25 protein-coding genes, 1 tRNA gene and 2 pseudogenes are annotated in these 23070 nt (G+C 57.9%); 15 read left to right on the top strand and 13 right to left on the bottom strand.

All coding sequences use genetic code 11. The features are described 5' to 3' along the window. The 6 genes and pseudogenes from EPY72_RS14990 to EPY72_RS14965 form a co-directional block, all read left to right on the top strand. Window positions 1–95: pseudogene (locus EPY72_RS14990) on the top strand (IS5/IS1182 family transposase); the annotation flags it as partial. Further along, a complete protein-coding gene (locus EPY72_RS14985; RefSeq protein WP_135806945.1) occupies window positions 96–443 on the top strand; it encodes a COX15/CtaA family protein in 348 nt (115 codons plus the stop codon). Window positions 444–547: 104 nt separating this feature from the next. Beyond that, a complete protein-coding gene (locus tag EPY72_RS14980) occupies window positions 548–1534 on the top strand; it encodes a thioredoxin domain-containing protein (RefSeq protein WP_004594568.1) in 987 nt (328 codons plus the stop codon). 7 nt (window positions 1535–1541) lie between these two features. After that, complete coding sequence (locus tag EPY72_RS14975; protein WP_049909643.1) at window positions 1542–1958, top strand: disulfide bond formation protein B; 417 nt, start codon at window positions 1542–1544, stop codon at window positions 1956–1958. A gap of 251 nt (window positions 1959–2209) precedes the next feature. Next, a complete protein-coding gene (locus tag EPY72_RS14970; protein WP_225935283.1) occupies window positions 2210–2782 on the top strand; it encodes a CPBP family intramembrane glutamic endopeptidase in 573 nt (190 codons plus the stop codon). 168 nt (window positions 2783–2950) lie between these two features. Further along, complete coding sequence (locus EPY72_RS14965) at window positions 2951–4105, top strand: multicopper oxidase domain-containing protein (RefSeq protein WP_004594571.1); 1155 nt, start codon at window positions 2951–2953, stop codon at window positions 4103–4105. A gap of 204 nt (window positions 4106–4309) precedes the next feature. On the opposite strand, the gene EPY72_RS14960 is transcribed toward EPY72_RS14965, so the two are convergent. The 3 genes from EPY72_RS14960 to EPY72_RS14950 form a co-directional block, all read right to left on the bottom strand. Next, on the bottom strand, window positions 4310–4495 hold the full coding sequence (locus EPY72_RS14960; RefSeq protein ID WP_011222429.1) for a DUF7333 family protein: 186 nt from the start codon (window positions 4493–4495) through the stop codon (window positions 4310–4312). 283 nt (window positions 4496–4778) lie between these two features. Beyond that, window positions 4779–5531 carry a DUF7260 family protein gene (locus tag EPY72_RS14955; protein ID WP_011222428.1) on the bottom strand — a complete coding sequence of 251 codons (753 nt, stop codon included), beginning with the start codon at window positions 5529–5531 and terminating at the stop codon, window positions 4779–4781. Between the two features lie 103 nt (window positions 5532–5634). Then, window positions 5635–6198, bottom strand: a complete 564-nt coding sequence (locus EPY72_RS14950; protein WP_011222427.1) for a plastocyanin/azurin family copper-binding protein — start codon at window positions 6196–6198, stop codon at window positions 5635–5637. A 98-nt stretch (window positions 6199–6296) separates the two neighbouring features. On the opposite strand from EPY72_RS14950, the gene EPY72_RS14945 reads away from it, so the two are divergent. The 4 genes from EPY72_RS14945 to EPY72_RS14930 all read left to right on the top strand — a co-directional run bounded on the left by EPY72_RS14945 (window position 6297) and on the right by EPY72_RS14930 (window position 8408). Further along, window positions 6297–6371, top strand: a tRNA-Glu gene (locus EPY72_RS14945). A 40-nt stretch (window positions 6372–6411) separates the two neighbouring features. Then, entirely contained in the window at window positions 6412–6831 is a 420-nt protein-coding gene (locus tag EPY72_RS14940) for a DUF8215 family protein (RefSeq protein WP_011222426.1), read from the top strand. 128 nt (window positions 6832–6959) lie between these two features. Beyond that, complete coding sequence (locus tag EPY72_RS14935; protein ID WP_011222425.1) at window positions 6960–8171, top strand: hypothetical protein; 1212 nt, start codon at window positions 6960–6962, stop codon at window positions 8169–8171. A gap of 54 nt (window positions 8172–8225) precedes the next feature. Continuing rightward, window positions 8226–8408 carry a hypothetical protein gene (locus tag EPY72_RS14930; protein WP_225935282.1) on the top strand — a complete coding sequence of 61 codons (183 nt, stop codon included), beginning with the start codon at window positions 8226–8228 and terminating at the stop codon, window positions 8406–8408. 63 nt (window positions 8409–8471) lie between these two features. Here EPY72_RS14930 and EPY72_RS14925 read toward each other — a convergent pair whose 3' ends face one another. Continuing rightward, window positions 8472–10844, bottom strand: coding sequence for a heavy metal translocating P-type ATPase (locus EPY72_RS14925; RefSeq protein WP_004594578.1), 2373 nt, complete (start codon window positions 10842–10844; stop codon window positions 8472–8474). 362 nt (window positions 10845–11206) lie between these two features. On the opposite strand from EPY72_RS14925, the gene EPY72_RS14920 reads away from it, so the two are divergent. Next, entirely contained in the window at window positions 11207–11503 is a 297-nt protein-coding gene (locus EPY72_RS14920; protein ID WP_004594579.1) for a PadR family transcriptional regulator, read from the top strand. A 68-nt stretch (window positions 11504–11571) separates the two neighbouring features. Beyond that, on the top strand, window positions 11572–12459 hold the full coding sequence (locus tag EPY72_RS14915; protein ID WP_004594580.1) for a DUF8172 family protein: 888 nt from the start codon (window positions 11572–11574) through the stop codon (window positions 12457–12459). A gap of 321 nt (window positions 12460–12780) precedes the next feature. On the opposite strand, the gene EPY72_RS14910 is transcribed toward EPY72_RS14915, so the two are convergent. The 5 genes from EPY72_RS14910 to EPY72_RS14890 form a co-directional block, all read right to left on the bottom strand. Continuing rightward, complete coding sequence (locus EPY72_RS14910) at window positions 12781–15063, bottom strand: copper-translocating P-type ATPase (protein ID WP_004594581.1); 2283 nt, start codon at window positions 15061–15063, stop codon at window positions 12781–12783. Between the two features lie 131 nt (window positions 15064–15194). Then, window positions 15195–15392: a heavy-metal-associated domain-containing protein gene (locus EPY72_RS14905; RefSeq protein WP_004594582.1), complete on the bottom strand. Its 198-nt coding sequence runs from the start codon at window positions 15390–15392 to the stop codon at window positions 15195–15197. Window positions 15393–15538: 146 nt separating this feature from the next. Beyond that, complete coding sequence (locus tag EPY72_RS14900) at window positions 15539–15934, bottom strand: hypothetical protein (RefSeq protein ID WP_004594583.1); 396 nt, start codon at window positions 15932–15934, stop codon at window positions 15539–15541. Window positions 15935–16071: 137 nt separating this feature from the next. Beyond that, window positions 16072–16347, bottom strand: a complete 276-nt coding sequence (locus EPY72_RS14895) for a DUF7521 family protein (RefSeq protein ID WP_004594584.1) — start codon at window positions 16345–16347, stop codon at window positions 16072–16074. A gap of 3 nt (window positions 16348–16350) precedes the next feature. Beyond that, window positions 16351–16701: an ArsR/SmtB family transcription factor gene (locus EPY72_RS14890; protein WP_004594585.1), complete on the bottom strand. Its 351-nt coding sequence runs from the start codon at window positions 16699–16701 to the stop codon at window positions 16351–16353. A 114-nt stretch (window positions 16702–16815) separates the two neighbouring features. On the opposite strand from EPY72_RS14890, the gene EPY72_RS14885 reads away from it, so the two are divergent. Beyond that, a complete protein-coding gene (locus tag EPY72_RS14885) occupies window positions 16816–17376 on the top strand; it encodes a DoxX family protein (RefSeq protein ID WP_004594586.1) in 561 nt (186 codons plus the stop codon). Window positions 17377–17406: 30 nt separating this feature from the next. Beyond that, entirely contained in the window at window positions 17407–17805 is a 399-nt protein-coding gene (locus EPY72_RS14880) for an SHOCT domain-containing protein (RefSeq protein ID WP_049909614.1), read from the top strand. A gap of 11 nt (window positions 17806–17816) precedes the next feature. Here EPY72_RS14880 and EPY72_RS19865 read toward each other — a convergent pair. The 3 genes and pseudogenes from EPY72_RS19865 to EPY72_RS19705 all read right to left on the bottom strand — a co-directional run. Continuing rightward, window positions 17817–17989, bottom strand: a pseudogene (locus EPY72_RS19865) (universal stress protein); the annotation flags it as partial. Window positions 17990–18272: 283 nt separating this feature from the next. Further along, window positions 18273–18671, bottom strand: coding sequence for an Ig-like domain-containing protein (locus tag EPY72_RS14870; protein ID WP_004594588.1), 399 nt, complete (start codon window positions 18669–18671; stop codon window positions 18273–18275). A 188-nt stretch (window positions 18672–18859) separates the two neighbouring features. Then, window positions 18860–19447, bottom strand: a complete 588-nt coding sequence (locus EPY72_RS19705; protein ID WP_204365967.1) for a DUF8121 family protein — start codon at window positions 19445–19447, stop codon at window positions 18860–18862. A gap of 218 nt (window positions 19448–19665) precedes the next feature. Here EPY72_RS19705 and EPY72_RS14860 point away from each other — a divergent pair, with 218 nt between their 5' ends. Then, window positions 19666–20166 carry a CBS domain-containing protein gene (locus EPY72_RS14860; RefSeq protein ID WP_004594590.1) on the top strand — a complete coding sequence of 167 codons (501 nt, stop codon included), beginning with the start codon at window positions 19666–19668 and terminating at the stop codon, window positions 20164–20166. A gap of 68 nt (window positions 20167–20234) precedes the next feature. Here EPY72_RS14860 and acnA read toward each other — a convergent pair whose 3' ends face one another. Beyond that, complete coding sequence (gene acnA / locus EPY72_RS14855) at window positions 20235–23018, bottom strand: aconitate hydratase AcnA (protein WP_135806943.1); 2784 nt, start codon at window positions 23016–23018, stop codon at window positions 20235–20237. Window positions 23019–23070 lie beyond the last annotated feature (52 nt).

Genomic DNA, 23070 nt, shown 5'->3' with positions numbered 1-23070 from the left:
GCTTCGCCGTGCGAGCGCGGTCATGGTTTCGTGAGTTCCGCGAGATCGCGCTGATGTGTGTCGTCTATAACATCAAACGCTTCGTCAAACAGTGAATCTCTCCGCCTTACAGCGATTCAACACAGCCACCCGAGATCATTGCTAACTCGCCATACTCTGCACTCCAAATCTTCGCTGAGTGGGCTCACCGTGGACTGGCGATGACGGCCGGGGTTCTGATCGTCGGCACGACCCTTGGAGCGTGGGTGACACACCGTAATACCCCGATTGTCAAATGGTCGGCCACGGCCGCTCTCGTCCTCCTTCCGTTACAGGTTATCCTCGGAGGATTGACCGTCACGGAAGATCTCCAACCGACCATCGTGACGACGCATCTGGGCGTGGCAATTCTCATTCTCCTCTGTCTCCTGACGACCTGCCTCGTCGCATATCTCCGCCGCTGATGACCCCTTGCGTATAACACAATGCCACAGATACCGACGATTCAGCTCACTATGAGAGCAGAACACGGAGCCTATGAAATCTACACTTGGAGTAGTGATCACGAATGACTGCCCATACCTGCCCGATCTGTACAGATCAATTCGAAACAGCTGGAGCAGCGCGTGACCACACATGGAACGTTCACAGCGCCTGCCATTATTGTGGCGAACAACTCGGTGACGAGACTGACGAGCAGCTCTACAGACACTGGCTCGTCGCGCACCCCGACGACCTCTCAGGTGTGGATTACAAACGGGCTGAGACAGCCGTTGATTCACTCACGTTCTCAGAGCGGCTCTCCGAGGGAGGTGTTGGAGCTGCTGTCGGAGGACTAACCCGCCGACAGCTTCTCCTCGGCGGTGGTGGTGCCGCCACTGCCGGTCTCGTGATCGGCGCCACCGCTCTCTCTAACAATACGAGCACTGAGCCGGATGACGGCGCGACTGCTGGAGGTGATACGGGTGCCGTTACCACTGCCCCGATTCCCGACTCGCCTGGAGACTTCCGCTATGCGACGATGGGGTCTGCTGATGCCGATGTCATGGTCACATACTTCGGGAGCTGGAAGTGTCCGTACTGCGCCCAGTTCAGTACGGAGATGCTTTCACAACTCGTGACGGACTACGTGGAACCAGGAACAATTGCGCTCGAGTTCCGCAATCTGGCATATATCGGTGGCGACCCATTTTTGGGCCCCGATGCACCGGCAGCCGGTCAGGCCGGATTAGCCGTCTGGAACACCGACCCAGCCTCATACTGGGCGTTTCACGAATACGTGTTCGGGAATCAACCACCCGAGAGCGACCAGTGGGCGACCGCCGAGAGATTGGTCGAGTTTGCTCAGGCCGCAGGCGTCTCCGAGACAGCGTCGGTCCGCACGGCCATCCAAGAAAATCAGTATGACGACGCGCTGCGGGCGACTGACAGGGCTGCGAGCGATGTCGGTGTCGATGCCACACCCACGCTCCTCATCGATGGCATGACGGTCAATCCACTCGGAAACGAAGAGCGAGTAAGACAGCTGATCGAAGATGCAGCTGGATCAAACTGAGTCATGGATGTCCGACGGACGATTCTGGCTTGCAGGCGGGGCAGGCGTCGCGGCGATTGCAACCCTGGGAAGCCTCTGGTTCAGTCTCGGCCTCGGTCTCGTTCCGTGTACCCTCTGCTGGTACCAACGTATCCTCATGTATCCGCTTGTCGTCGTTCTCGGCGTTGCCGCCCTCGAGAGCCACAACACAATCTGGCGAACAGTCGTGCCACTATCCGTGGTGGGAGCTTCAATCGCGGGATATCACTCCGTACTCCAAGCAACGACGGCCTCATGCACCTTTGCTGGCCCCTGTGCAGTTGTCCAGTGGCAGGCTCCGGTGCTCGGACTTACAATTCCGAATCTCTCACTCATCGCGTTCGTGCTCGTGATAATTACAGTCCTCGCTGGATCCAACCTCGTCGAACCTGAACGTCAGCTATGAACAAAATCACTACCGCGGGATGTCTTGGAATGAATAGCGCCGGAATCGACCTATCGAAGCCAGCTTGTAGGGTGGAGCCCTACGCTCACATCTGATTAATGTCGTCGATATCTCGTTTCCGGTCTGTCGCCTCGGCGATTGGTCTCACGTATGGATCATACGTCGCGGGGGCTATCGTAATCCTTGCCGTCGCGACGGTAGTCGGGTTGTTCGGAGTCGACCTCGCGTCGCGCCCAGCCCTCAGACTGGTTGTGAGCACGTTCTTCCTCCAAGGAGTGACGTTTGGGGGCATCGCCATCCTTTATCTCAAAGGCCGTGATCTCGGATTGGGATTCGTTCCAGTTCGTTCACCTGACAAGCGTGATGGAGCAGTGATTGTTGGCGGGAGTATAGCGATCCTGGGGTTGCTCTTTGTGGCGTCCTCAGTAATCACAGCCCTCGGTCTGAACTCGGCTCAGAATCAGATCGTCGAGGTCGGGCGACAAAATCCGAGTGTATTCCTTCTTCTGATCCCCCTTCAATTCCTGTTAGTCGGCCCGGGAGAAGAGCTGTTGTTCCGGGGCCTCGTACAGGGCACCCTCCGTGAAAGTCTCCATCCGGCTCGTGCAATCATCCTCGCAAGCGCTCTGTTCGCATCGATCCATCTCTTCTCGTTGTCAGGGGAAGGCAAACTGGTGTACATCGGTATCGCATTCGTCCTGGCCTTAGTACTGGGAGCAGCGTACGAGTATACGGACAACCTCACAGTGCCGGCTGTGATTCACGGGACGTATAACGCGGTGCAGTTTGCAGGGGCCTATCTGACGGCGACGGGCGGACTCTAAAAATCTGACCACTTTGTCGTCTCAATTTCAGACTCCTAACGGCGAACAAGTATAAATAAAAAGCCGCCATCTCCATTCGCCTTTTGCCGAACATATCCACGCACTGTCCCGTGAATTGGGACACCGCAGTCGCCCTATGTTTAGGCCAACCAAAATGCCGAGTGTATCATGACCACACGTTTCGGCGCACCCGGAACCGGACTGTCCCGGCGTGAGTTTCTCGCGGCAACTGGCGCGACGGGTATCGCTTCGTTAGCAGGCTGTTCGGCGGGCGGAGCTAACGAGCCAGCAGCAACGAGCGATACGGCCACGCAGACACAAACTGACTCGCCTAATCTCCCCTACACCAGCCCTCCAACAGTCGTCAACGTCGACGAGCAGGGTGGTGGAGTGACGATGCGGACTCAACAGGCCCGCCACGCCGTCCACCCGCTCGATACAATGGGTGGGCCCGTCGAATTCCCACGCGTCTGGGCGTTCCAGGCCGACGACAACGACCCCAGCGTCCCAGGCCCAATTCTCAGAACGACCGAGGGTAACGCGATGGAGGTGACACTCGACAACACCGATGGCCGACGTCCCCACACGATTCACTTCCACGGAATTCGCAAGACGTGGGAGAACGACGGCGTCCCGACGACGACCGGGATTCAGGTCCCGCCAGGGGAGACACACACCTACGAGATTCCCGCTAACGTCCCTGGAACGCATTTCTACCATTGCCACTTCCAGACCCACCGGCATATCGACATGGGCATGTACGGGATCTACCGAGTTGATCCCGAAGGCTACGAACCGGCGGACCGCGAATACTTCATGACGATCAAGGACTGGGATTCGCGGGTTCCGCGGAAGTGGGCCGGTGAGGCGGACTTCACATACAATTCGGCCAGTCGCAATCCGGACGTGTTCACCGTCAACGGGAAGAGCGCACCCCGAACGCTGCACCCCGAAGAAGGCTCACCGATCATCGTCGACGAGGGCGACTCAGTTCGCATCCACCTCGTCAACGGTGGATACATGTCGCACCCGATGCATATCCATAACCACCGCTTCCAGCGTGTCGAAAAGGACGGCGGGACGATTCCAGAGGCTGCCCGCCACGACATGGACGTCACGAACGTCGCCCCCGCTGAACGACACACGATCGAATTTACTGCCGATGCAGACCCCGGCATCTACCTGATGCACTGCCACAAGGTCAACCACGTGATGAACGGCACGTTCTATCCCGGCGGGATGCTCACCGGCGTGGTCTATCGGTCCGTCATGGATACTGACATTTTCAACCAACTTATGGAGTACGCTGGCTACTCCACGTAGAGACCCTCTACACCACGACCAGGACAGGATCTAACTGAACGATAGGGGTTACCCAACCCAGGTGGACTCCTGTTGGTTCGACATCACCCCGCTAAAACAGCCGTCGCTAGGACTGCGAACCGGTCATCGAAATAATCTGAATCAACACAGCTGGGGGCTAGCATGGACCGCAACACAGCGGATTCCGGCTACTGGGTCGGCCTATTATGCACTGGCGCGGAACTCGCCATGTTTCATTCCCAGGAAGAACGCGATGACCGAGAAGATAATCATCGAGGGCAGAACCATCATAAAGACCGTCGAGGAGGTCATCACGGTCGTGAGCGCAATCGCCGCGACGGCGACAATTACGACAAGGGGGGCCACCGAGCGCACAAAGTCGAATTCCATATGTACAGTTGTGACCGGATAGACAAAACCGTTAACAAAGTAGATTTGCTGGAAGCCGGTATTGACACGGTGCGAGCGGAAGCCCACCCTTTCACAGTCATTGCCGGAGTCGATTATCTAACATGTTCGACGCCCACTCACGCCGATTCTGAAAGCCGTGCACCCGGTGCACGGAGTTCCTCGATTCCATCGCTGAGTTTGCCAGCACTAATCGCAGCCAAATCAGCAACTACTGTTCAGCCATAGGACGACGTCAAGACAGAGTAGGAGGTAAAAGAGAGGACTACTCATATTGGGAGATGATCTCCAAGATATCGACAAACGTCGCCAATACCGGATAATCAACCTCCAGACCCTCATAGAGATATGAACAGAGGTCAGTGTAGGCATCCACGTCTGCCGACCGATCGATTCGATGAGCGTGGATTTCCTCCTGCCGTTGCTGGATCCAACTCTTACATTCATCATTCAACGTATGAAGCGTCTCGTATCGGTCGGTTAGTTCAATATCTGAGTTCCCCTGTAATTTCGTAGAATCAAGTTCTGCTATCGCCTCTCGAATCTCTTGAACTGTAGATTGCACGTCTTTGAGGGTAGTGAATTCATCCTGGAGGCTCTCCAGAAAGACTCGGCGGTTGTCAATACACTGCTGTGCGGCCTCGAGGAGCCGTTGTTTGATGAGCGGTGAGAACGTAGTCGCTTCTGAGATCAGGAGCAACACATCGGCCCCGAATTCGGCACTGAGGCTCGCCTCGAACGAATCACCGTACACGTCGCCGTAGTGGTCGACCGCCATCACAGTATCATGATACCACGGCTCGATGGTATTACGGACCGACTTCTCTTCGGATGTAAGGTTCTGATCCACTCCAACAACGGACCGTTCGAACCGAGGAGTCTGTGTGTCGACGGTCTGGATACGCTGGCGAAACCGTTGGAAGGCTTGACATTCGCGCTCAACCTCACGTCGTTCTCGTAGAACACTATCGAGGGCAGCATCCGTGTATGTCGGCCACGGGCCTTGTGCGAGTGTCATCGACAGCGTATGTCTCCATACTGTCGGTCCGAAGCACAGTCAATGTCGGCCATATGGTGTACAAGCGATTCCGGAGCGCACAGCTCGCAGTATACGCGGCCGCCTACCCGGAGAACGAGCTGTACGAGACGCTGCCTTGATCAACGATGGTCTGGCTTTCGGGGACGTCTCCGTCCGGCGGCATACTCCCCTCCGCGGGACCGCCGGGTTCGCCAACGACGATCCGACCGACCATCCCCAGAGTCTTGTGCGGGATACAGAAGTAATCGTACGTCCCCGTGGTCTCGAACGTGTGCTCGAACGTTGCGCCCTGTTCACTCAGCGTTTCGCTATTGAACGTTTCTGCGCTTTCGGGAATCCGGGTAACTGATGCTGAGCTCGTTCCCTCTTTGTAGGCGGTTGCCGAGTGACTGCCGCTCTGGATTTCGAATGTCACAGTTTCCCCGGATTCGATGAACAGACCAATGGGATCGAAATAATACTCGCTCCCGTCAGTGACCATCATAACAGTATTCGAGTCTCCAGACCCACCAGCTGTCTCCTGCGTTTCAGTCGTGGTCGGCTCACCGCCACCGTCTCCGTTCCCCGAACTACTGCATCCAGCGAGACCAGTTACGCCACCTGTTGCGAGAATTCCGGCTGTCTTGAGAACCTGTCGACGCTCCATACCACATTATCAAAGACCCCAACATAAGGGGAAACGGCGGATTCCCACTGAATAGGACACCGACCAGACCTGAAGTACTGAAGCTCCAAGTTGAAGCTGCTCCGTTGGTGTAGCTCGGCCAACCATCTCGGCATCTCACGTCGAGGACCGAGGTTCAAATCCTCGACGGAGCATCCCCGATCTGATCCACTGCCCTACCCATAACCCTCACAGATGGCTACCGCACAACAAGGGACTGAGGAACACATTTTGACCCGCTATGCCTCCGTAGAGATCGGTACAATCACCAGTCCGTGTCTGATTGTTCTTGCCACCGCAACGGTTGTATACAACTGGCCACCGGCTGTACTCGGCTGGTTTGTATCCGGCCTACTCGGACTTCTCATCGCAGTAGTATCCGGCCGGACGTCAGCAATCAGGCCCAGTCTCATCAAATGGCCCCGGGCTGAGTCAAGAGGCGATTTAGCGGTGAATGCGATTGCATACAACGGCGTCTTGATTATTGGCACCGTACTTGGACAGATCGTGTGGACAGCATCGAATAGTCTCCTACTCGCTGCAGGGGTTGGAGCCGTTCTTCCGGTCTGGTTCTTCAAGCATATACAGTTCCTCGTATTTCTGGACGGCGAGTGAATTCACCGTGCCGATCGTACTTTCGGAGGGGGATATTTCCACAGCCAGCAGGATCTAACGACAGTCAAGCCCAGGATATCAGAGGTAAATCAGTCAGGTAGAAGTGCCTCTCTGTCCAAGACAGAATAATGTCACCGGAAGAGCGTCACCCACGTGGAGATCCCTCCCGTGGACAGACCACTCGAATCGGGTCTGTTCGGCCACTCTCTGTACTTCTTGCCGCAATTGTTACGCTCACTCAGGTTCCCGTCGCGTCCGCCCACGGTACAACCGGAAGCGGTGGACTCTCGCAAGGACACGGTGTACTTCTTGCTTTCGTTGGTGCCGTTATTCTCGGCGGCTTCATCCTTCTCAAACGGACCGATCGCATCACCTCAACAACCGCCCTTTACGGCGTATTTGTCGGGATCTCCATCACGGCACTCGGAGCAATTCTCTTCGAAGGGCTCTCCCCAGATCCGACATATACTGCGAGTTCGATGCCGTTCCCCCGGTCGTGGTATCAGCCGTTGGCCCTACTGAGTGGCTTGGGCATCATGGTCGCGAGCTTCATCGTTGGGTGGCTCCGCTGGCCATCCCGCCCACGATACACGTTCCTCGGCATCCTCATGGGATTGTGGATCTCGTACCCCTACCTCATTCCTGGACTGGCAAGTGATACACACCCACTTGGGTACGCAATCGTCCTCGGAACACCAATTCTAGTCGGCTACGTTGTCTGGAAGGACGCAGGGAGTGTCATTCGCGCAGTCATGCGTGATCCGGTTGCGCGTCGCTTCGGCATCGGCGTCGGTGTCGTGTTAGCACTCTTTTTCGTCTCTATAACAGGATACCTCTCGTTTTTCCCCGAGGAGGGCTTCCCCGAAGAGGTGACGGTCGTCGTTCTACCCGCAATCTATCAGCTAGTATCGTGGCCGACGCTCGAAATCGCGATTCCGCATCTCCCGTTCATACATATCCCGTTCTTCCTAGCCCTGTCACCCGGCCAGGTCATCGTCGTCGGGATGCTAAGCGCACTCATCGGGTTAAACGCCGCTCTCATCGCCCGTCACTGGCGCGTCGAGGAACGAGCCGGCATGACCGAAGGGACCGCCGGAAGCGCTGCAATCGTCGGGACGTGTACCTGTGGATGCTGTGGGCCACTCGTCGCGAAGATCGCGGTACTTGCTGCCGGGCCATCGATTGCCGCCCCTCTCTACTGGGTGTTCGTCGATTCGGCCTCGCCGCTCAGTGCAGTATTCATCGTTGGAAGCTTCGTCCTCTTCACGGGGAGCCTAATCTACTCGGTCCAAGCAGCCCGACAGCCCGATCAATCGGCTGCCATCATCCCGGCGGACTGAGGTAAGGTATCTACTGTGATCTCACGGTACCTAGGGGGACAAATGCCTCAATATATGAGGGGAAAACGTCGTCAGTACGTGTTTTTGGAACTGGCAGCGGTACTGATCGTTGTCGGCACCTTCGCAACCGGCTTCCTCCCGTCGACGCCGTTCTACCAAGTCCTCTCCGGAGGCATCATCGTTGCGGGCTTTGCGGTCGGGTACGCGGGGCTCGGTGCCTTTGAATTGCTCGAATGAAGCGATAGGAATCGTCTTCACCCGGTTACAGCAGGTATCTGCCGCTTCGCTGGGTTGGTGCCGCTACTCGTGAAGCAGGTCTCGAAACGAATTCGCTGCGAGGAGACCGCCGGTCGCCACGACCGCACCCATCGCGAACACCGGATTCAGCAACCCCGTCGCTGCGAGTGGCATCGTGACCCCATTATAGAGCAGCGCTAGCCCGTTGTTCTGTTTGACACGCCGACGAGCTGCATCTGCGAGATCGAACGTCGTCTCCACCGCCGCGAGGTCATCATCGACGATAGAAATATCCGCGGCATCGGACGCGAGTGCCGTTCCACCACCGAGCGAGATTCCCAGGTCTGCGGTCGCAAGAGCCGGTGCATCGTTCGTTCCATCACCAACCATTGTAACCTGTCCCCGGGACTGTAACCGCCGGATCGTCGCGGTCTTGCCTGCCGGCGGGACCCCCGCAAACACGTGATCGACGGCAGGATGACTGTCGAGAAAGTCAGTAGCAGCCTCGTCATCACCGGTCAGAACAACGATCTCGATATCACGGTCATTCAGCTGCGTGAGTGTGTCATCCCAACCTGCCCGTGGTTCGTCCCCCACGACGACGACGCCCTCTGCATGACCGTCACGACCGACGACGACCGGAAGGTGACCGGCCGTTCGTGCCTCTGCGGCACGCGTCTCGATCTGCTCGCTCACCGACCACCCAAGTTCCGCGAAGAGATCGAGATTCCCGACGAGAACGCGCGTGTCCTCGACGACTCCTTCGACGCCGGTCGCGTGGCTCGTGAATTCGGTGATGTCCGCTGCGTACTCGTGGTCACTGCCATCGGCAACCCCCCCATCGGCTCTTGAGCGATCGCCCTCCTGATTCCTTTGTGCAAACGTATTCACGATTGCGTCGGCCGCTGGGTGGGATGCTCGCTGTTCGAGGGCCGCGACGGTTTCAAGGAGATCCGACGGTGCATCCACCTCGAGGACATCCATCTGGCCGGTCGTGAGAGTCCCTGTTTTGTCGAAGACGACGACGTCGACGTTCCGAAGGCGCTCGAAGACTGTCTCGTCGAAGATGACGATGCCCCGCTCTACCGCTTGTTCGATACTGGTTGCCACCGAGAGCGGGGTTGCCAGGCCAAGTGCCCACGGACATCCCACTAAGAGAACTACCAGCGCCGTCAGGACGGCGACGGGAATACCAGTCCCCACCAGAAGCGACCCCAATCCAGCGAGTACCGCCCCACCGACGACGACCGGGATGATGACTGACGCGAGCTTATCGGCCTGCCGCTGGACACCGTGATCCCCACTCTGGAGATTCCAGACAGAGGTGACGAGGCGATCGATACTACTGGTTGTCCCATCGCTCACCGTGAGGACAGCAGCCCCATTTGTGACGACCGCCCCGCCGACGACCTCGTCCCCAGCTTGTTTCGATACCGGGAGCGACTCGCCCGTCACGATCGCTTCATCGACCGTGCACTCACTCTCAGCGAGAACACCATCGACTGGGATGCGTTCGCCCTCACGGACGAGAACCCGTTCCCCGGGTTCCAGACTGTGTACGTCGACCATCGTCGTCCCATCGGCGCCATACCGCCTGGCTTCGGTGACGTGGGAGATAGTGAGATTCGTCAGGCGATCCATCGCTCGCTGCTTGCTCAGTGATTCGTAGAAGATGGCGGCCACCACACTCGCGGCAACCACGATCGTGAGGTCGTAGAAAACGTCGAGTCGACCGAGGAGAAAGGCAATCGTGCTGTACACGTAGGCGCTCACCACGGTGATCGCGACGAGAAAGTCCGTATTCGGCTGTCGCATCTTCAGACTGACATACGCACCCTGTAACAGCGGCAGGCCGGTAAACACGAGGACGACACCCGTCAGAACGAGAAAGAGCGGGAGGATCAACAGGCCATCTCCACCGCCGATCCCGGACGTACTCGCGTACATATCGAGCGTCCCCTCACCAAAGAACGACGAGAGCTGCGCCGGATAGAGGAGGACCGCATATGGGAGGAGCATGAACGTCCCGAAAATGACGCCAGCAGCGTAACGGAATCCCAGCACCTCGTCAATCCCTCGTTCATTCGGCTCGTCCGACCGGCGCGACTGTCCGATTATAGTCGGTGTGTCATCGCTCCCTCCAGCACGGAGGGTTGCCGAATAGCCGAGTGTACTCAGGGTATCACAGAGAGTTTCCTTCGAGACGCGATCAGGGTCGTATGTGATACGAACCGTCTCGGTGACGTAGCTTGCTGCCACGTCTACAACACCCTCGCAGTCCTCGGCGACTGATTCAAGAAATGCTTCACACGTCGCACAGTGCATCCCGTCGACCTGAAAGAAAGCTCGTTCCTCAGACCCTAATCGAGGGGTATCCGCATCGCGTTCGCCCGCCCCAGCACCGGACTCGCGCATGGGGTCGTCTGTCGGGTCCATCCGACTGTGGACTCCATCGCCACCGAGTACTCGATGGACGTTTCGACATCCATCACAGCAGAAGACGGTGTCGTTCTCACCCACGACTCTATCGTCAGGGACAGCCCTACCACAAAGCGCGCACGTGGAAGATGAGGATTGAGATGAAGACACAATTGATTACCACCGGCTGACAGCTGACCGAGCACAGCCATGGAACCTCAACGGCGACCTCGGCCGAAGCGCCATTACCGGTGATACAGAGGCATGGGTATTAAGCGCTGTTTGGAGACGAGTGTACTGGTAGATATCCTCGATCCGAAGCTCTGCTTCTGAGTACCAGAGAGAACATATGCCATCCCTCAAAAATAGGGAGCAGACGGATGCACGATCTAACCGGGTTCCAGCGGGACGTCTTGTACGTTATCGCCGGGCTCGAGGAACCACACGGGCTCGCAGTAAAGGCCGAACTCGACGACTACTACGAACAAGAGATCAATCATGGGCGGCTCTATCCAAACCTCGACGACCTCGTCGGCAAAGGCCTCCTGGAGAAAGGTGAACTCGACAAACGGACGAACGTGTACACGGTCACACAACGCGGAGTGCGGGAGATCGAGGCGCGACGTGAGTGGGAAAGCCAGTATTTAGAGGACGTGAACGCACCCACTACGTCGTAGAACCAGGCGAGTAGAACTCAATATCAAAGCGGGACTGCTTTACCCACTTCCCACGAATACGCATTGAGATGGCTCGGCTCGTCTTCTATCATCACCCACAGGCCGAGAATTTCTCACTCAAATATAGCTCGGCATCGGTAGCAGAGATCCGGTCTCAGCAAGAGCAATCCGACGAGTCGACAAAGCTCATCGGGTACCCCTTCGAAGCTCCGGTCTATGTGCTCTATGAAGGCGATTCAGAGATCGAATCAGCGCAAGATATCGACTTTGATCAGGAATGGCTGAGCGATCGTATTCGTGACCTCCCCCGTGCTGGGCAGGTTGTCGCATTCCGATTAGTAGAGTTGCTCGAAGCCGCGGTCGAAGTTCGAGATGAGGATGAGTTCCGGCTCTACAAGGAGTTCGAACCACAAAAGATCCAGCAGGCACTCGATCACGTCTCCTGGGAAGCACCGCTTCCGACCGTCGCTGGAGAGGTGATGTCGAATTTGATCCTCCGACATTCCCTCCCGAATGCGAATCATCGAACTGGCATCGCGATGCTGCAGTTCTGTATTGAGAGTGTGGACCCGGATTTTGAGATGCCACGAACGCACGTCGACGACGATTCCTGGCGAGAGTGGGTCGATCCCTATATCGTCGATTCCAAACGGCTCATTACTGTCCGCCGGAACAACCTCCGTTTCAAGCAACTCGAAGACTTGGACGTCGACGTCGTCGAACGGAAAGACGGGATCCAAATCCGATTAGCCGAGTTCGAGCTGGATATGCACTGGAGAGAAGCCCTCACAGAGTATGCTGGGCAGCACGAATCTCACTGTACGGACTTCGCGCAGGCAGTTCTCGAACGAGCAGGACGGGACGATCTACTTGACCGTCAAGGACCAACGAAACAAGAGTTCCTCACGTATCTGGAGAACGGACTGGTCGAACGGGACTTCAGAGAAATGTTCTGATCAGTCGCGAAGCTCGGCGACCGACTGTCCGACCTCGCGAACGTGTTCACTTCGCTCGAGGTCGAGTTCCTCGGCGAGGTAGTCAACTGTCTCTTCGAGGCTCATGGTGGAAAGAAGTCCGTCAAGCGGTATAAACCTAGTGCTGGTGCAACAATGTAGTCCATCAGAGGAAGCGTCTGTGTATACCAAACTACGTATCCCTCGGGAAAACTGTGGAATCGGTGACTGCATAGCGATACCCACCGAAATCACGCAGTGTCGCCATTTGCTGTCCATCAACCGAACTCAATTGAAAGAAGCTCCGAAGCGATCGGGAGCGTTTCAGTCTGCAGGTTGTGCGTCAGTCGCTGGTGTCCCGCTTGGAAGCTCGGGGATGGACAGGTCCACGCGGCGGAGCAGCTGAGCGTTGATCGCGACGATTACTGTACTCAACGACATCAGGAGCGCACCCACAGCGGGGGAGAGCAGAATCCCGATCGGTGCCAAGACGCCTGCTGCGAGCGGAATTGCGAACACGTTGTAGCCGGCCGCCCAGACGATGTTCTCCTGCATCTTCCGGTAGCTCGCCTTACTGAGTTTCACGAGCCGAACGACGTCCATCGGGTTGTTCTGGACGAGGATGACGTCGGCCGACTGGACGGCGACGTCGGTGCCGCTCCCGATCGCGATACCGACGTCGGCCCGCGTCAGCGCCGGCGCGTCGTTCACCCCGTCGCCGACCATCCCGACGAGCTTGCCCTGGTCCTGAAGCTCCTGAACTTTCTCGTCCTTGTCTTCGGGGAGGACCTCCGCGAACACCGTGTCGATGCCCAGTTCGTCGGCGACAGCGTTGGCGACATCCTGGGAGTCCCCAGTCAACATCGCCACCTCGATGCCCAGATCGTGGAGGGTATCGACGACACGAAAACTCTCCTCACGGATTACGTCAGCCATCGCGAACGCGGCAATCAGCTCGCCTTCACGAACAAGGTATACCACCGTCTGAGCGTTCTGTCCCGCCTCGTCAGCGAAGCGGCGGAGATGGTCGGGTATCTCGCTATCGAGTTGGGTTAACAGGTTTGGCCCGCCGACGTACACCTCATTTCCGTCGACGTTCGCACGGACGCCCCGGCCTTTGATCGCCTCGAAGTCGGTCGCGTCAGGTGCGGTGAGGTCCTGCTCGTCGGCGGCCTCGCGTATGGCTCGCGCGATCATGTGTTCGGAATCGCTTTCGACGGCTGCTGCCAGCGCGAGAGCGTCGTCCTCTTCCACGCCCTCGACGGTCGCCATGTCGACGACGCCGTGTTCGCCTTCGGTGAGCGTCCCCGTCTTGTCGAAGATGATGGCGTCCAGGTTCCGCGCCTCCTCCATCGCGATACGGTCCCGGACCAGCATCCCGTTGCGAGCCGCCAATGACGTGTTGATTGCGACCACTAGGGGGATGGCGAGCCCGAGTGCGTGCGGGCAGGCGATGACGAGCACTGTGACGACGCGCTCGATGACCGTTGCGTCGAATGAGACCGCGAGCGTCCACGCGATTGCTGTCACGACTGCCGCCGCGAGGGCGACGTAGAACAGCCAGCCTGCCGCTCTGTCGGCCAGTACCTGTGTCTTGGATTTGCTCTGCTGGGCTTCCTCGACGAGGCGCATGATTCCCGCGAGCGTCGTCTCCTCGCCCGTCGCACCGACGCGCACGCGGAGGCTGCCGTCGCCGTTGATCGTCCCACCGATGACCTCGTCGCCGGGGTCTTTCGAGACCGGTTTCGATTCGCCCGTGATCATGGACTCGTTGACGTCGGAGTCTCCCTCTTCGACGACGCCGTCAGCAGGGACACTCGCACCCGGCCGGACGAGTACGAGGTCGCCCTCGGAGAGTTCACTCACCGGGACCTCCTCAGTGTCGCCGCCGTCGGTAATCCGCTCGGCGGTGTCCGGCATCAGCTTCGCCAGTTCGTCGACCGCACTCGAGGCCCGTCGCACCGACCGCATCTCGATCCAGTGCCCCAGCAGCATAATGTCGATCAGGGTGACGAGTTCCCAGAAGAACGCCGACTGCGTCGGGAAGACCACGCTCGCGAGGCTGTAGACGAACGCGACGGTGATCGCCATCGAGATGAGCGTCATCATCCCCGGCGACCGATCTTTCAGTTCCGGTACCGCCATCTGGAGGAACGGCATCCCACCGTACGCGAAGACGATGACCGCGAAGACGGGGTTGATCCACTCGCTGCCCGGGAACGCGGGGACGGAGAACCCGAGCCACTCCTGCAGCATTTCGCTGTATAGCAGGACTGGGATCGACAGGAGCGTCGAGACGAAGAAGCGCCGGCGGAACATCTGCTCGTGGCCCTCGTGCATCCCGCCATGCCCCTCACCGTGGCTCTCATGGGAACCGTGGTCGTGTCCTTCGCCCTCGTGTCCAGCGTGCTCGTGCTGCTCGTCGAGCACTGTCTCACTCTCCGCAGCAGGGTGTGCCTCTTCTTCCAGTAGCTCCTGTTCTACCCGCTGCTCGTCCGACTCGGCGTCCGATTCATCCTGCTCGCCGTGTTCGTGCTGGTGACTGCTGTCGTCCTGCTGGTGTTCCCCTCCAGGGGGATTCTCATTTGTATCTTTGTGGTCGTCCATAGCCCATATTCTCTGTAGAGGTGGATCCGCTGGCCCCCTGAATCTTCCCCACTGAACTGTACAGCAGGACCAGCGTAGCGAAGCTTCAAAGACAACGGTTGGCCGTTGTCTCGGAGTGGTCCGCGCGATTCTCAGGCGTAAGCGGTGTACCCGGCGTCTTCGACGGCCTCCACGAGAGCTGTGACATTTGCCTCACCATCGACGCTCGCCTGTTCGCTCTCCCTGTCGACGGTCACGTCAGTCACGCCGGATACCTCTTCGAGGGCCTCTTCGACCGTCTGCTCACAGTGACCGCACGTCATGCCTTCCACGATGATCGTCGTCGTCATACAGGGATACACACGGCCTCCTCTCTTTAGCGGATTTCCCCTTCGATCATACTGATATCGTGGGGCTCAAACTTTAGATTCAAAGTGATACCTGCGGCCGTAACGAACTAGACATCGGATGCGCCAGGTGTCAATAGCGAGGTGGCTCAAGTATCGTTGTGACGCTCTCTGTACGTCTTCGCCGCTAAAAAGACATAGAGTGCGCCGATAGCCCGAATGCCCAAGCGGAATCGCTCGTTCCATTCTATCGACTCTGGACGCTCGTACAGGAACGCGGTGGCAAATCTCTGATACAGGTCGGGAAATAAGAGGACTATCGCACCGAACACGCCGGTAAGATTCATCAGCAATGCGTATGCTCGCCCGTTAAAGAGTGAAAGCGCAGCTATCAGAACACCCTCCGACCGGACTGCTGGACGTATCCACCCTCTCACTGTTCCCTCGTCTGGATTCGAAATGGCGAGTTTCTCGAAGAGCTCGACGATTTCGTCCGGGAACAGCGCTGAGATAGCGCCGAGGACACCGACGAGTGTTCGAATCATACGATATGGTACGACCGATATGGATATAACTCCCACTACGACGCTACACTATCGAGAACGAGGGGAGTCCGAACAGTAGCGGCTTCGAACCGGGCACGACGCGCAGAGGCCGCTTGTCGAATGGGCGTCCTGAATCCTTATGGATTCGGGGCATACAGGGCGTAGAGGATAGACAGCATCCCGGCTGCGGTGACGAGTGCTGCGACGAATCCTGCTTCGAAGATCGACACCTGGAGGAGTTCGAAGAGGACGCCTTCAAGGAGGCCGCCAAGCCCGACCAATGCGAAGCCGGCGGCGACGTACAGGAGTAACTGCGTGTGATGTCGTTGGTACCCGCGATAGGCCTGATATGCGATGACCAGTGCTAACGCGGTCGTGAACAGTTTGCCGATGACGAATAGCGTGTGGTCCATGATTCAGTCTCCCCGCATTTCCTCGAAGATGGTCGTAATCCGGTCGGCGGGGTCAGGCCGGATGTCGATGTTGACGTCGAAGCCCTCCGCCTGCAGGAGGATTTCGATGCGTTCGAGGCGCGCCTCATACTCGCTGTAGTGTCGTCCCCCGGGGTCGACGTGCGTATACTCCTCGAGGAGGCCCTGCTCGACGAGGCGGGTGACACGGCGTGAGACGGTCGGGCGTGACATGTCACATTCCTCGCTGAGTTCCTTCGCAGACAGTCGGTCGGTCTTCGTCGCCACGAGGATGTCGCGAGCGTACTCGTCGTTGAGTGTAGCGAAGATTTCCGACGGGTCGGACTCCTCGGTCACACGTCTCTACTCGCGACAGGAGCGTAATATAGCCCGCCGATTTTCTGACTCAGAACGCCGGCTCGCTACTATATCGTCTCTGCCTCCGTACTGATAGTTGAAGGTGCAATAACTATGTCCACACTTGACTCCGGCATGAACCAGCTCGAGAGCAGAGTCGGCGGCCTGACCGTCGGCGGGAAAGTTCACAGTCTCAGTGCGTGGTTCGTGCTCGCGCTCCGTCTCATGATGGGGTACGCGTTCGCGTACTCTGGGTTCACGAAGATCACCGGCGAGTTCGGCGCTGGCGGCTACCTGTCGAACGTCGCGGCGACCAACGGGAACCCGCTCGCGGGCCTGTTCGCGTGGATGGGCTCGACGCCGTGGTTCGTCGAATTCGCCAACGTCGCTGTCCCGTGGGGCGAGCTGTTCATCGGACTGGGCCTGCTCGTCGGCGCGTTCGTCCGCCTCGCGGCGTTCTTCGGCGCGCTCATGATGCTCATGTTCTACTTCGGCAACTGGGACATGGGCCACGGGTTCATCAACGGGGACTTCGCGTACATGCTCGTGTTCCTCGCGGTCGCCGCGTTCGCCGCGGGCCGCATCCTCGGGCTCGACCAGTACATCGAACAGTACGAGATCGGTGGAGAAGCGCTCGTCGAGCGCTACCCCGCCCTCGAATACATCCTCGGCTAACCACGCCGAACTCTCTTCAGGAGTACAATAATGCAAAATCCAATTCAATCACGCGGGATTCGTTCTCTGGGACTCATCGTCATCGGAGCACTGACGCTAGCCGTCATCATTGGAATGACCCTGACGCATGCTGCTGTTCCAGATACAGTTATGTGGGACTGGCATGACGGGATGTGGAATGATGGTCACATGGCCGGGTGGGGAATATGGAGCTGGGGGATAATGTTGATCGGTTTGCTGTGGATGGCACTTCTAATCGCCCTCCCCGTCTACATCGTCTACTGGCTGACAACGCGGTCGTCATCGGACGGCCCCACCGAGGATAGCGCACTCGCTGTCCTCCAGGAACGGTACGCTCGTGGCGAAATCGACGACGAGGAGTTCGAACGCCGGCGTGCTCGACTCACGCCTGACGGCGGCCGTTACTGACTGTTCTTCCGCTACTCGTCGACTTCCGTCTTCACGACGGTTGCTGGGCGGGTCGTCAATCGCAGGACGCGGTCGGTTACGCTTCTAAGCAAAGCCCGGTATTCTTCCGGTCGGTGTTTCGTCCGAGCACAAGTAGATCCATATCTTCGGCGTCAGCATACTGTACAATCACCTCTGCCAGTCGGCTGGCCTCTGCTACCGCGATTGCGTGAGATTCAGCCTCCTCAAAAGCAACGCCCCGTCAGTTGAGAGCAAAATCTTGTCGTACATCCTCTTTCCCCGGAGAAACTAACTCATAATAACCATCGCTCTTGGATAGTGGCGTAGCTGGTAACACCTTTTGTAACTTCACAAAGTTTGGAGATTATCGTCTCTCAGGGTTGAAGAGTCGAGGGTTTGGCTCTGTTTAAATCCTTCTCTTCAGACTCATACTCGTCCGAAACAGCTGGTCGCTGAAAAGTGCAAACCTAACATTGCTGCATGGATTTCGGCCAGTACTCTACACTTCCATTGTTGAGTAACGAGAATCGAACTCCGACGCAGTTCTCGTCGCCGTCAACGAACTCGGCTATATCGACCTCACGGGTTTCGCCATCCATCATGGTCCGGACGACGTAGTGACCTGGCTCATCGACAGGGTCCTCCACGTTGATGTTTGCAGTATCCGACGTCGCTCCCAACTGGTACGTTTCGGAAAACACCGACTTACCGTCCTCTTCGACGACCACGTCAACTTCGTACTCTTCCTCACGGTCGTTCTGTAACCAAATCCATGCGAGCTGTGGTTGTGGCCGGTTCTCGCCAATTTCGAGACAGCCGCCGAACAGCGAAGTCACACCGAGTAAGAGAAGGGCACGCCGCTTCATGTGGGTGCTATCCCGGTTGGAGTGTCATAGTGATTCGGATACTCAACCGGCTATACACCTATGTATACTACCTATCCTGAACGATTTGCGGGTGATGATTGTAGATCTGAACGACCGAGTCAGCGGTAAGACCGCGTCTGCAATCCGAGTGGTGGTAACTGATTCTCGATCAGTGGAGGGCCGGTCCGTCACTTATCACTGAGATGTGGATACACTAACTGGAGTTCGCCATCCAGCGTGTAGTCACTACTGAGAGTGCCGCCACCCGAGAGTTCGATGGTTGTGTGGATATTGAGGCGTGTAGCCGTTTCTGACCCCGGAATTACGATGAGATTGAGTGTGCTGATGGTTTCGTCTGCGAGGTCGTCTAAATCGGTGATCTCGATGATCGTTCCGAGCGCTTGATCAGGCGTATAGAGTGCTACCGATGGTGGTGGAGAGCTATCCCCTTCCACTGGCGAGACGACGGCGACCTCTGCGGGGGATTCCATTGCTGTTTCGGGCATCCAAACTCTCAGTTTGATCGATTCCACGTTCGTCCCGCCCCGGTGCCATATCTCGGTCGATAGATCGATACGTCCGGATGTCACGCTTCCATCGACACTTAAGTGACCGACCTCCTCGTCGTTCTCTGTGAAAATGAGAGCCTTCCTCCCGCTAGATTCCGTATTTACAGTCGGTTCAGAGAGTGTTTTGCTACCCGAAATTGTACTACATCCTGCTGTTGCGGCGACGCCAGCAGCACATACAGATGCAAGGTACGTCCGTCGGTTCACGTGGGGAAAGAGGTTTCCAGTTCATAATGTCGTGAGGAACGCTCAAACCCGTATTTGGGTCTCGATCGCTCTCACATCTGGATCGATACCTGCATTACCTGTACTGATCGATTGAGGGTACAAAACTATCAAATACTGAGGATTTCAACAGAGCCGGGGATTTCTATGACGACCAGCTGATGCTAAGCTATTTCCTGTTATGAATCGTACTGATTAGCATGGGTACCAGACCAACTGACCTCCGGATGGATATTGGTCGTATTGCTGATGAGTCGGTCGCCCGTGTCACGCCTGACGCCACGGTTGCCGAGATCGCTCACACGATGATCTCCCAATCGCGGTGTGCCAGGTACGTGGTCGTCGAAGAATCCGATCAGATCTCTGGTATCATCACCGATCGAGACCTGATTGCTAACCTGCTCACCGAGGAAAGCGAGTTAAGTGTGCTCACAGCCGAGACGAGTGGAGACGACGTACGAGCTGCTGACGTGATGACGCGTGACCCACTTACTGTGCCAGCAGATGCTGAGATTCCAAAAGTCCTGAGACAAATGAACGAAGCGGGTGCTCGACACGTCCCGGTTGTTGAAGACGGGAGCGTTATCGGGATGATCACTCTGGACGATTTAATTACGCATGTTGCTGGTGAGAGCGCACACGTTTCAGCTCAGATGGATAACGTAGCGGGCATCATCCGAACAGAGTCTACGCACGATTGAAACGCTAATTTGGACTCAAAGTTTTTCGTGTTGCTTGTGCTTCCAGAAATAGAGTCAGTTGAGAGAGATTATCGCATGAGGAGCCGTCTAAGGACGTAGTGGAGGATGCCGCCGTGTTCGATATAGGTCACGGCGGCCGGCGTGCCGACCTGTGCTGTGACCGGGAACTCGACAGTCGACCCGTCCGCGCGCTCGGCGATAACGGTCAGTTCGTCCATCACATCGAGCCCGTCATCGAGGCCGTGGATCGTGAAGATCTCAGACCCATCCAGACCGAGAGATTCCCACGAGTCGCCATCATCGAACTGCAGGGGGAGCACACCCATGCCGACGAGGTTGTCGCGGTAGATGCGCTCGTAACTCTCGGCGATGGTTGCGCGAACACCGAGTAGGTCCGTTCCTTTCGCCGCCCAGTCCCGGCTGGAGCCGGTACCGAACTCTTCGCCTGCCATCACGACGAGCGGGACTCCCTCCTCGCGGTAGCGCTGGCTGGCTTCGAACACGGTCGTCTGCTCGTCGGTTGGGTGGTGGATCGTATAGCCACCCTCGACATCGTCGAGCATCTCGTTCTCGATGCGGACATTGGCGAACGTTCCCCGCATCATCACCTCGTGGTTGCCCCGGCGCGCGCCGTAGGTGTTGAACTCGTGCGGCTCAACGCCGTTATCGAGCAACCACTGGCCGGCAGGGAGGTCAGATCCGAAGGGGCCAGCAGGGCTGATGTGGTCGGTCGTAACGGTATCGCCGAGTGTCAGCAGGCAGCGTGCATCCTCAATATCGGCGACGCCGGGTTTTTCGAGGGGGAAGTCCTGGAAGAACGGCGGCTCTCGGATGTATGTCGAGTCGTCGTCCCACTCGTAGACGTCACCTGTGGGCGCGTCGAGAGCAGCCCACCGCTCGTCACCCTCGAACACAGAGGCATACTTCTCCTCGAACATCTCAGGAGAGACGTTCTCGTGGATTGCTGCCTGCACGTCCGCTGCGTCGGGCCAGATGTCCGCCAGATACACCGATCCCCCCTCCTCGTCGGTGCCTAGCGGCTCGTTCTCGAGGTCGACGTCCATCCGCCCTGCGAGGCCGTAGGCGACGACGAGCGGCGGGCTCGCGAGGTAGTTCGCGCGGATCTTCGGGTGAATACGCGCCTCGAAGTTCCGATTTCCGGAGAGGACGCTCGTCGTCCAGAGGTCGTGGTCGTCGATCGCTTGCTCGATGGGATCGGGAAGTGGTCCGGCGTTCCCGATACAAGTGGTACAGCCGTAGCCGACGACCGCGTACCCGAGCTCTTCGAGATACGGAAGCAGGCCCGATTCCTCGAGGTACTGCGTGACGACGCGACTGCCGGGTGCGAGACTCGTCTTGACGTACGGCGGGACATCTAAACCTTTCTCGACGGCGTTCTGGGCAAGCAGACCAGCAGCGATCATCACCGACGGGTTCGAAGTGTTCGTACAGCTCGTGATGGCGCTGACGAGGACGTCTCCGTGTCCAATTTCCACTGTCTCACCGTCGAGGTCGACCTCAACGCGTTTGGTTAACGGGTGCAGTTCCGATTCGGGTTCGACCTGAACACCGCCGTCGGTCTCCGCACCAGCTGCATCACCTTCGCCGAGCCACCGCTGTAGGGCGTCTTCGTCGACATCATCGAGGTCGTCTTCGAACTCCCCGTGGAGAAGTCCCCGGAAGCTCTGTTTCACGTCCCCCATCGGAATCCGGTCCTGTGGCCGCTTGTGTCCGGCGAGACTCGGCTCAACAGTCGAAAGATCGAACTCGACCACCTCGGTGTATTCCGGTTCCTGTTCTCCGAATAGCCCTTGCGCTTCGAGGTACTCGCGAACAAGGTCGATGTGGGCGGGGTCACGCCCGGTGAGTTCGAGATACTCGAGCGTCTGCTCGTCGACCGGGAACATACTGATCGTCGAGCCCTGTTCGGGCGCCATATTGGCGATCGTGGCCCGGTCGGGGACTGTGAGATTCTCCACACCAGGACCGAAGAATTCGACGAACCGGTCGACGACGCCGACCTCGCGGAGCCGTTCGGTGATGTGGAGCACGAGATCCGTCGCCGTCGCGCCCTCGGGTAATTCGCCTTCGAGGCGGACGCCGACGACCTCGGGAAGTTTCATCGTGACCGGCTGACCGAGCATTGCCGCTTCCGCTTCAATGCCGCCGACGCCCCAGCCGACCACACCGATGCCACCGATCATTGGGGTGTGGCTGTCCGTGCCGACGAGTGTGTCCGGCAGGAGCCATTTCTCACCGTCTCGCTCGCGGGCGTGGATGACCCGGCCCAGATGCTCGAGATTCACCTGGTGGACGATGCCGGTCCCCGGCGGGACGACGTTGAAGTTCTCGAAGGCGTTCTGCGCCCACTTGATCGCGCGATACCGTTCGGCGTTGCGCTCGTACTCCAGTTCGACGTTCTTCTCGTAGGCGTCCTCGGAGTCGAAGTAGTCGACTTGGACGCTGTGGTCGATTACGAGATCAATAGGGATCTCTGGTTCGACCAGGGTCGGGTCCCGATCTTTGCGGTCGACTTCGGATCGAAGGGCCGCCAGGTCGACAACTGCGGGCACGCCAGTGAGATCCTGTAGGACGACTCGTGATGGAGAGAACGGAACCTCTGCGTCCGGTACGTCTGGCTTCCAGCCAGCAGCATTCTTGACATCCGCTGCAGTAACAGTTTCGCCGTCGGCGTTCCGGAGCACCGACTCAAGCAGAATACGGATGCTCACAGGGAGCGTGTCGAGGTCACAGAGCCCCTGCTCTTCGAGTGCTCGAAGATCGGCCATCTTGTACGTCGTCCCGTCGACGTCGAGCTCGCGGACGGCATCGAACGGAAGTGTATCAGTCATAGTATCTACACCTGGGATTGGCAGTCGTATCAATCCCTCTCCGAATCCGATT

The organism is Halorussus marinus (assembly GCF_004765795.1).
GTDB lineage: Archaea > Halobacteriota > Halobacteria > Halobacteriales > Haladaptataceae > Halorussus > Halorussus marinus.
The sequence above is the reverse complement of the archived record's forward strand: the minus strand, read 5'-3'. Positions and strand labels throughout refer to the sequence as shown.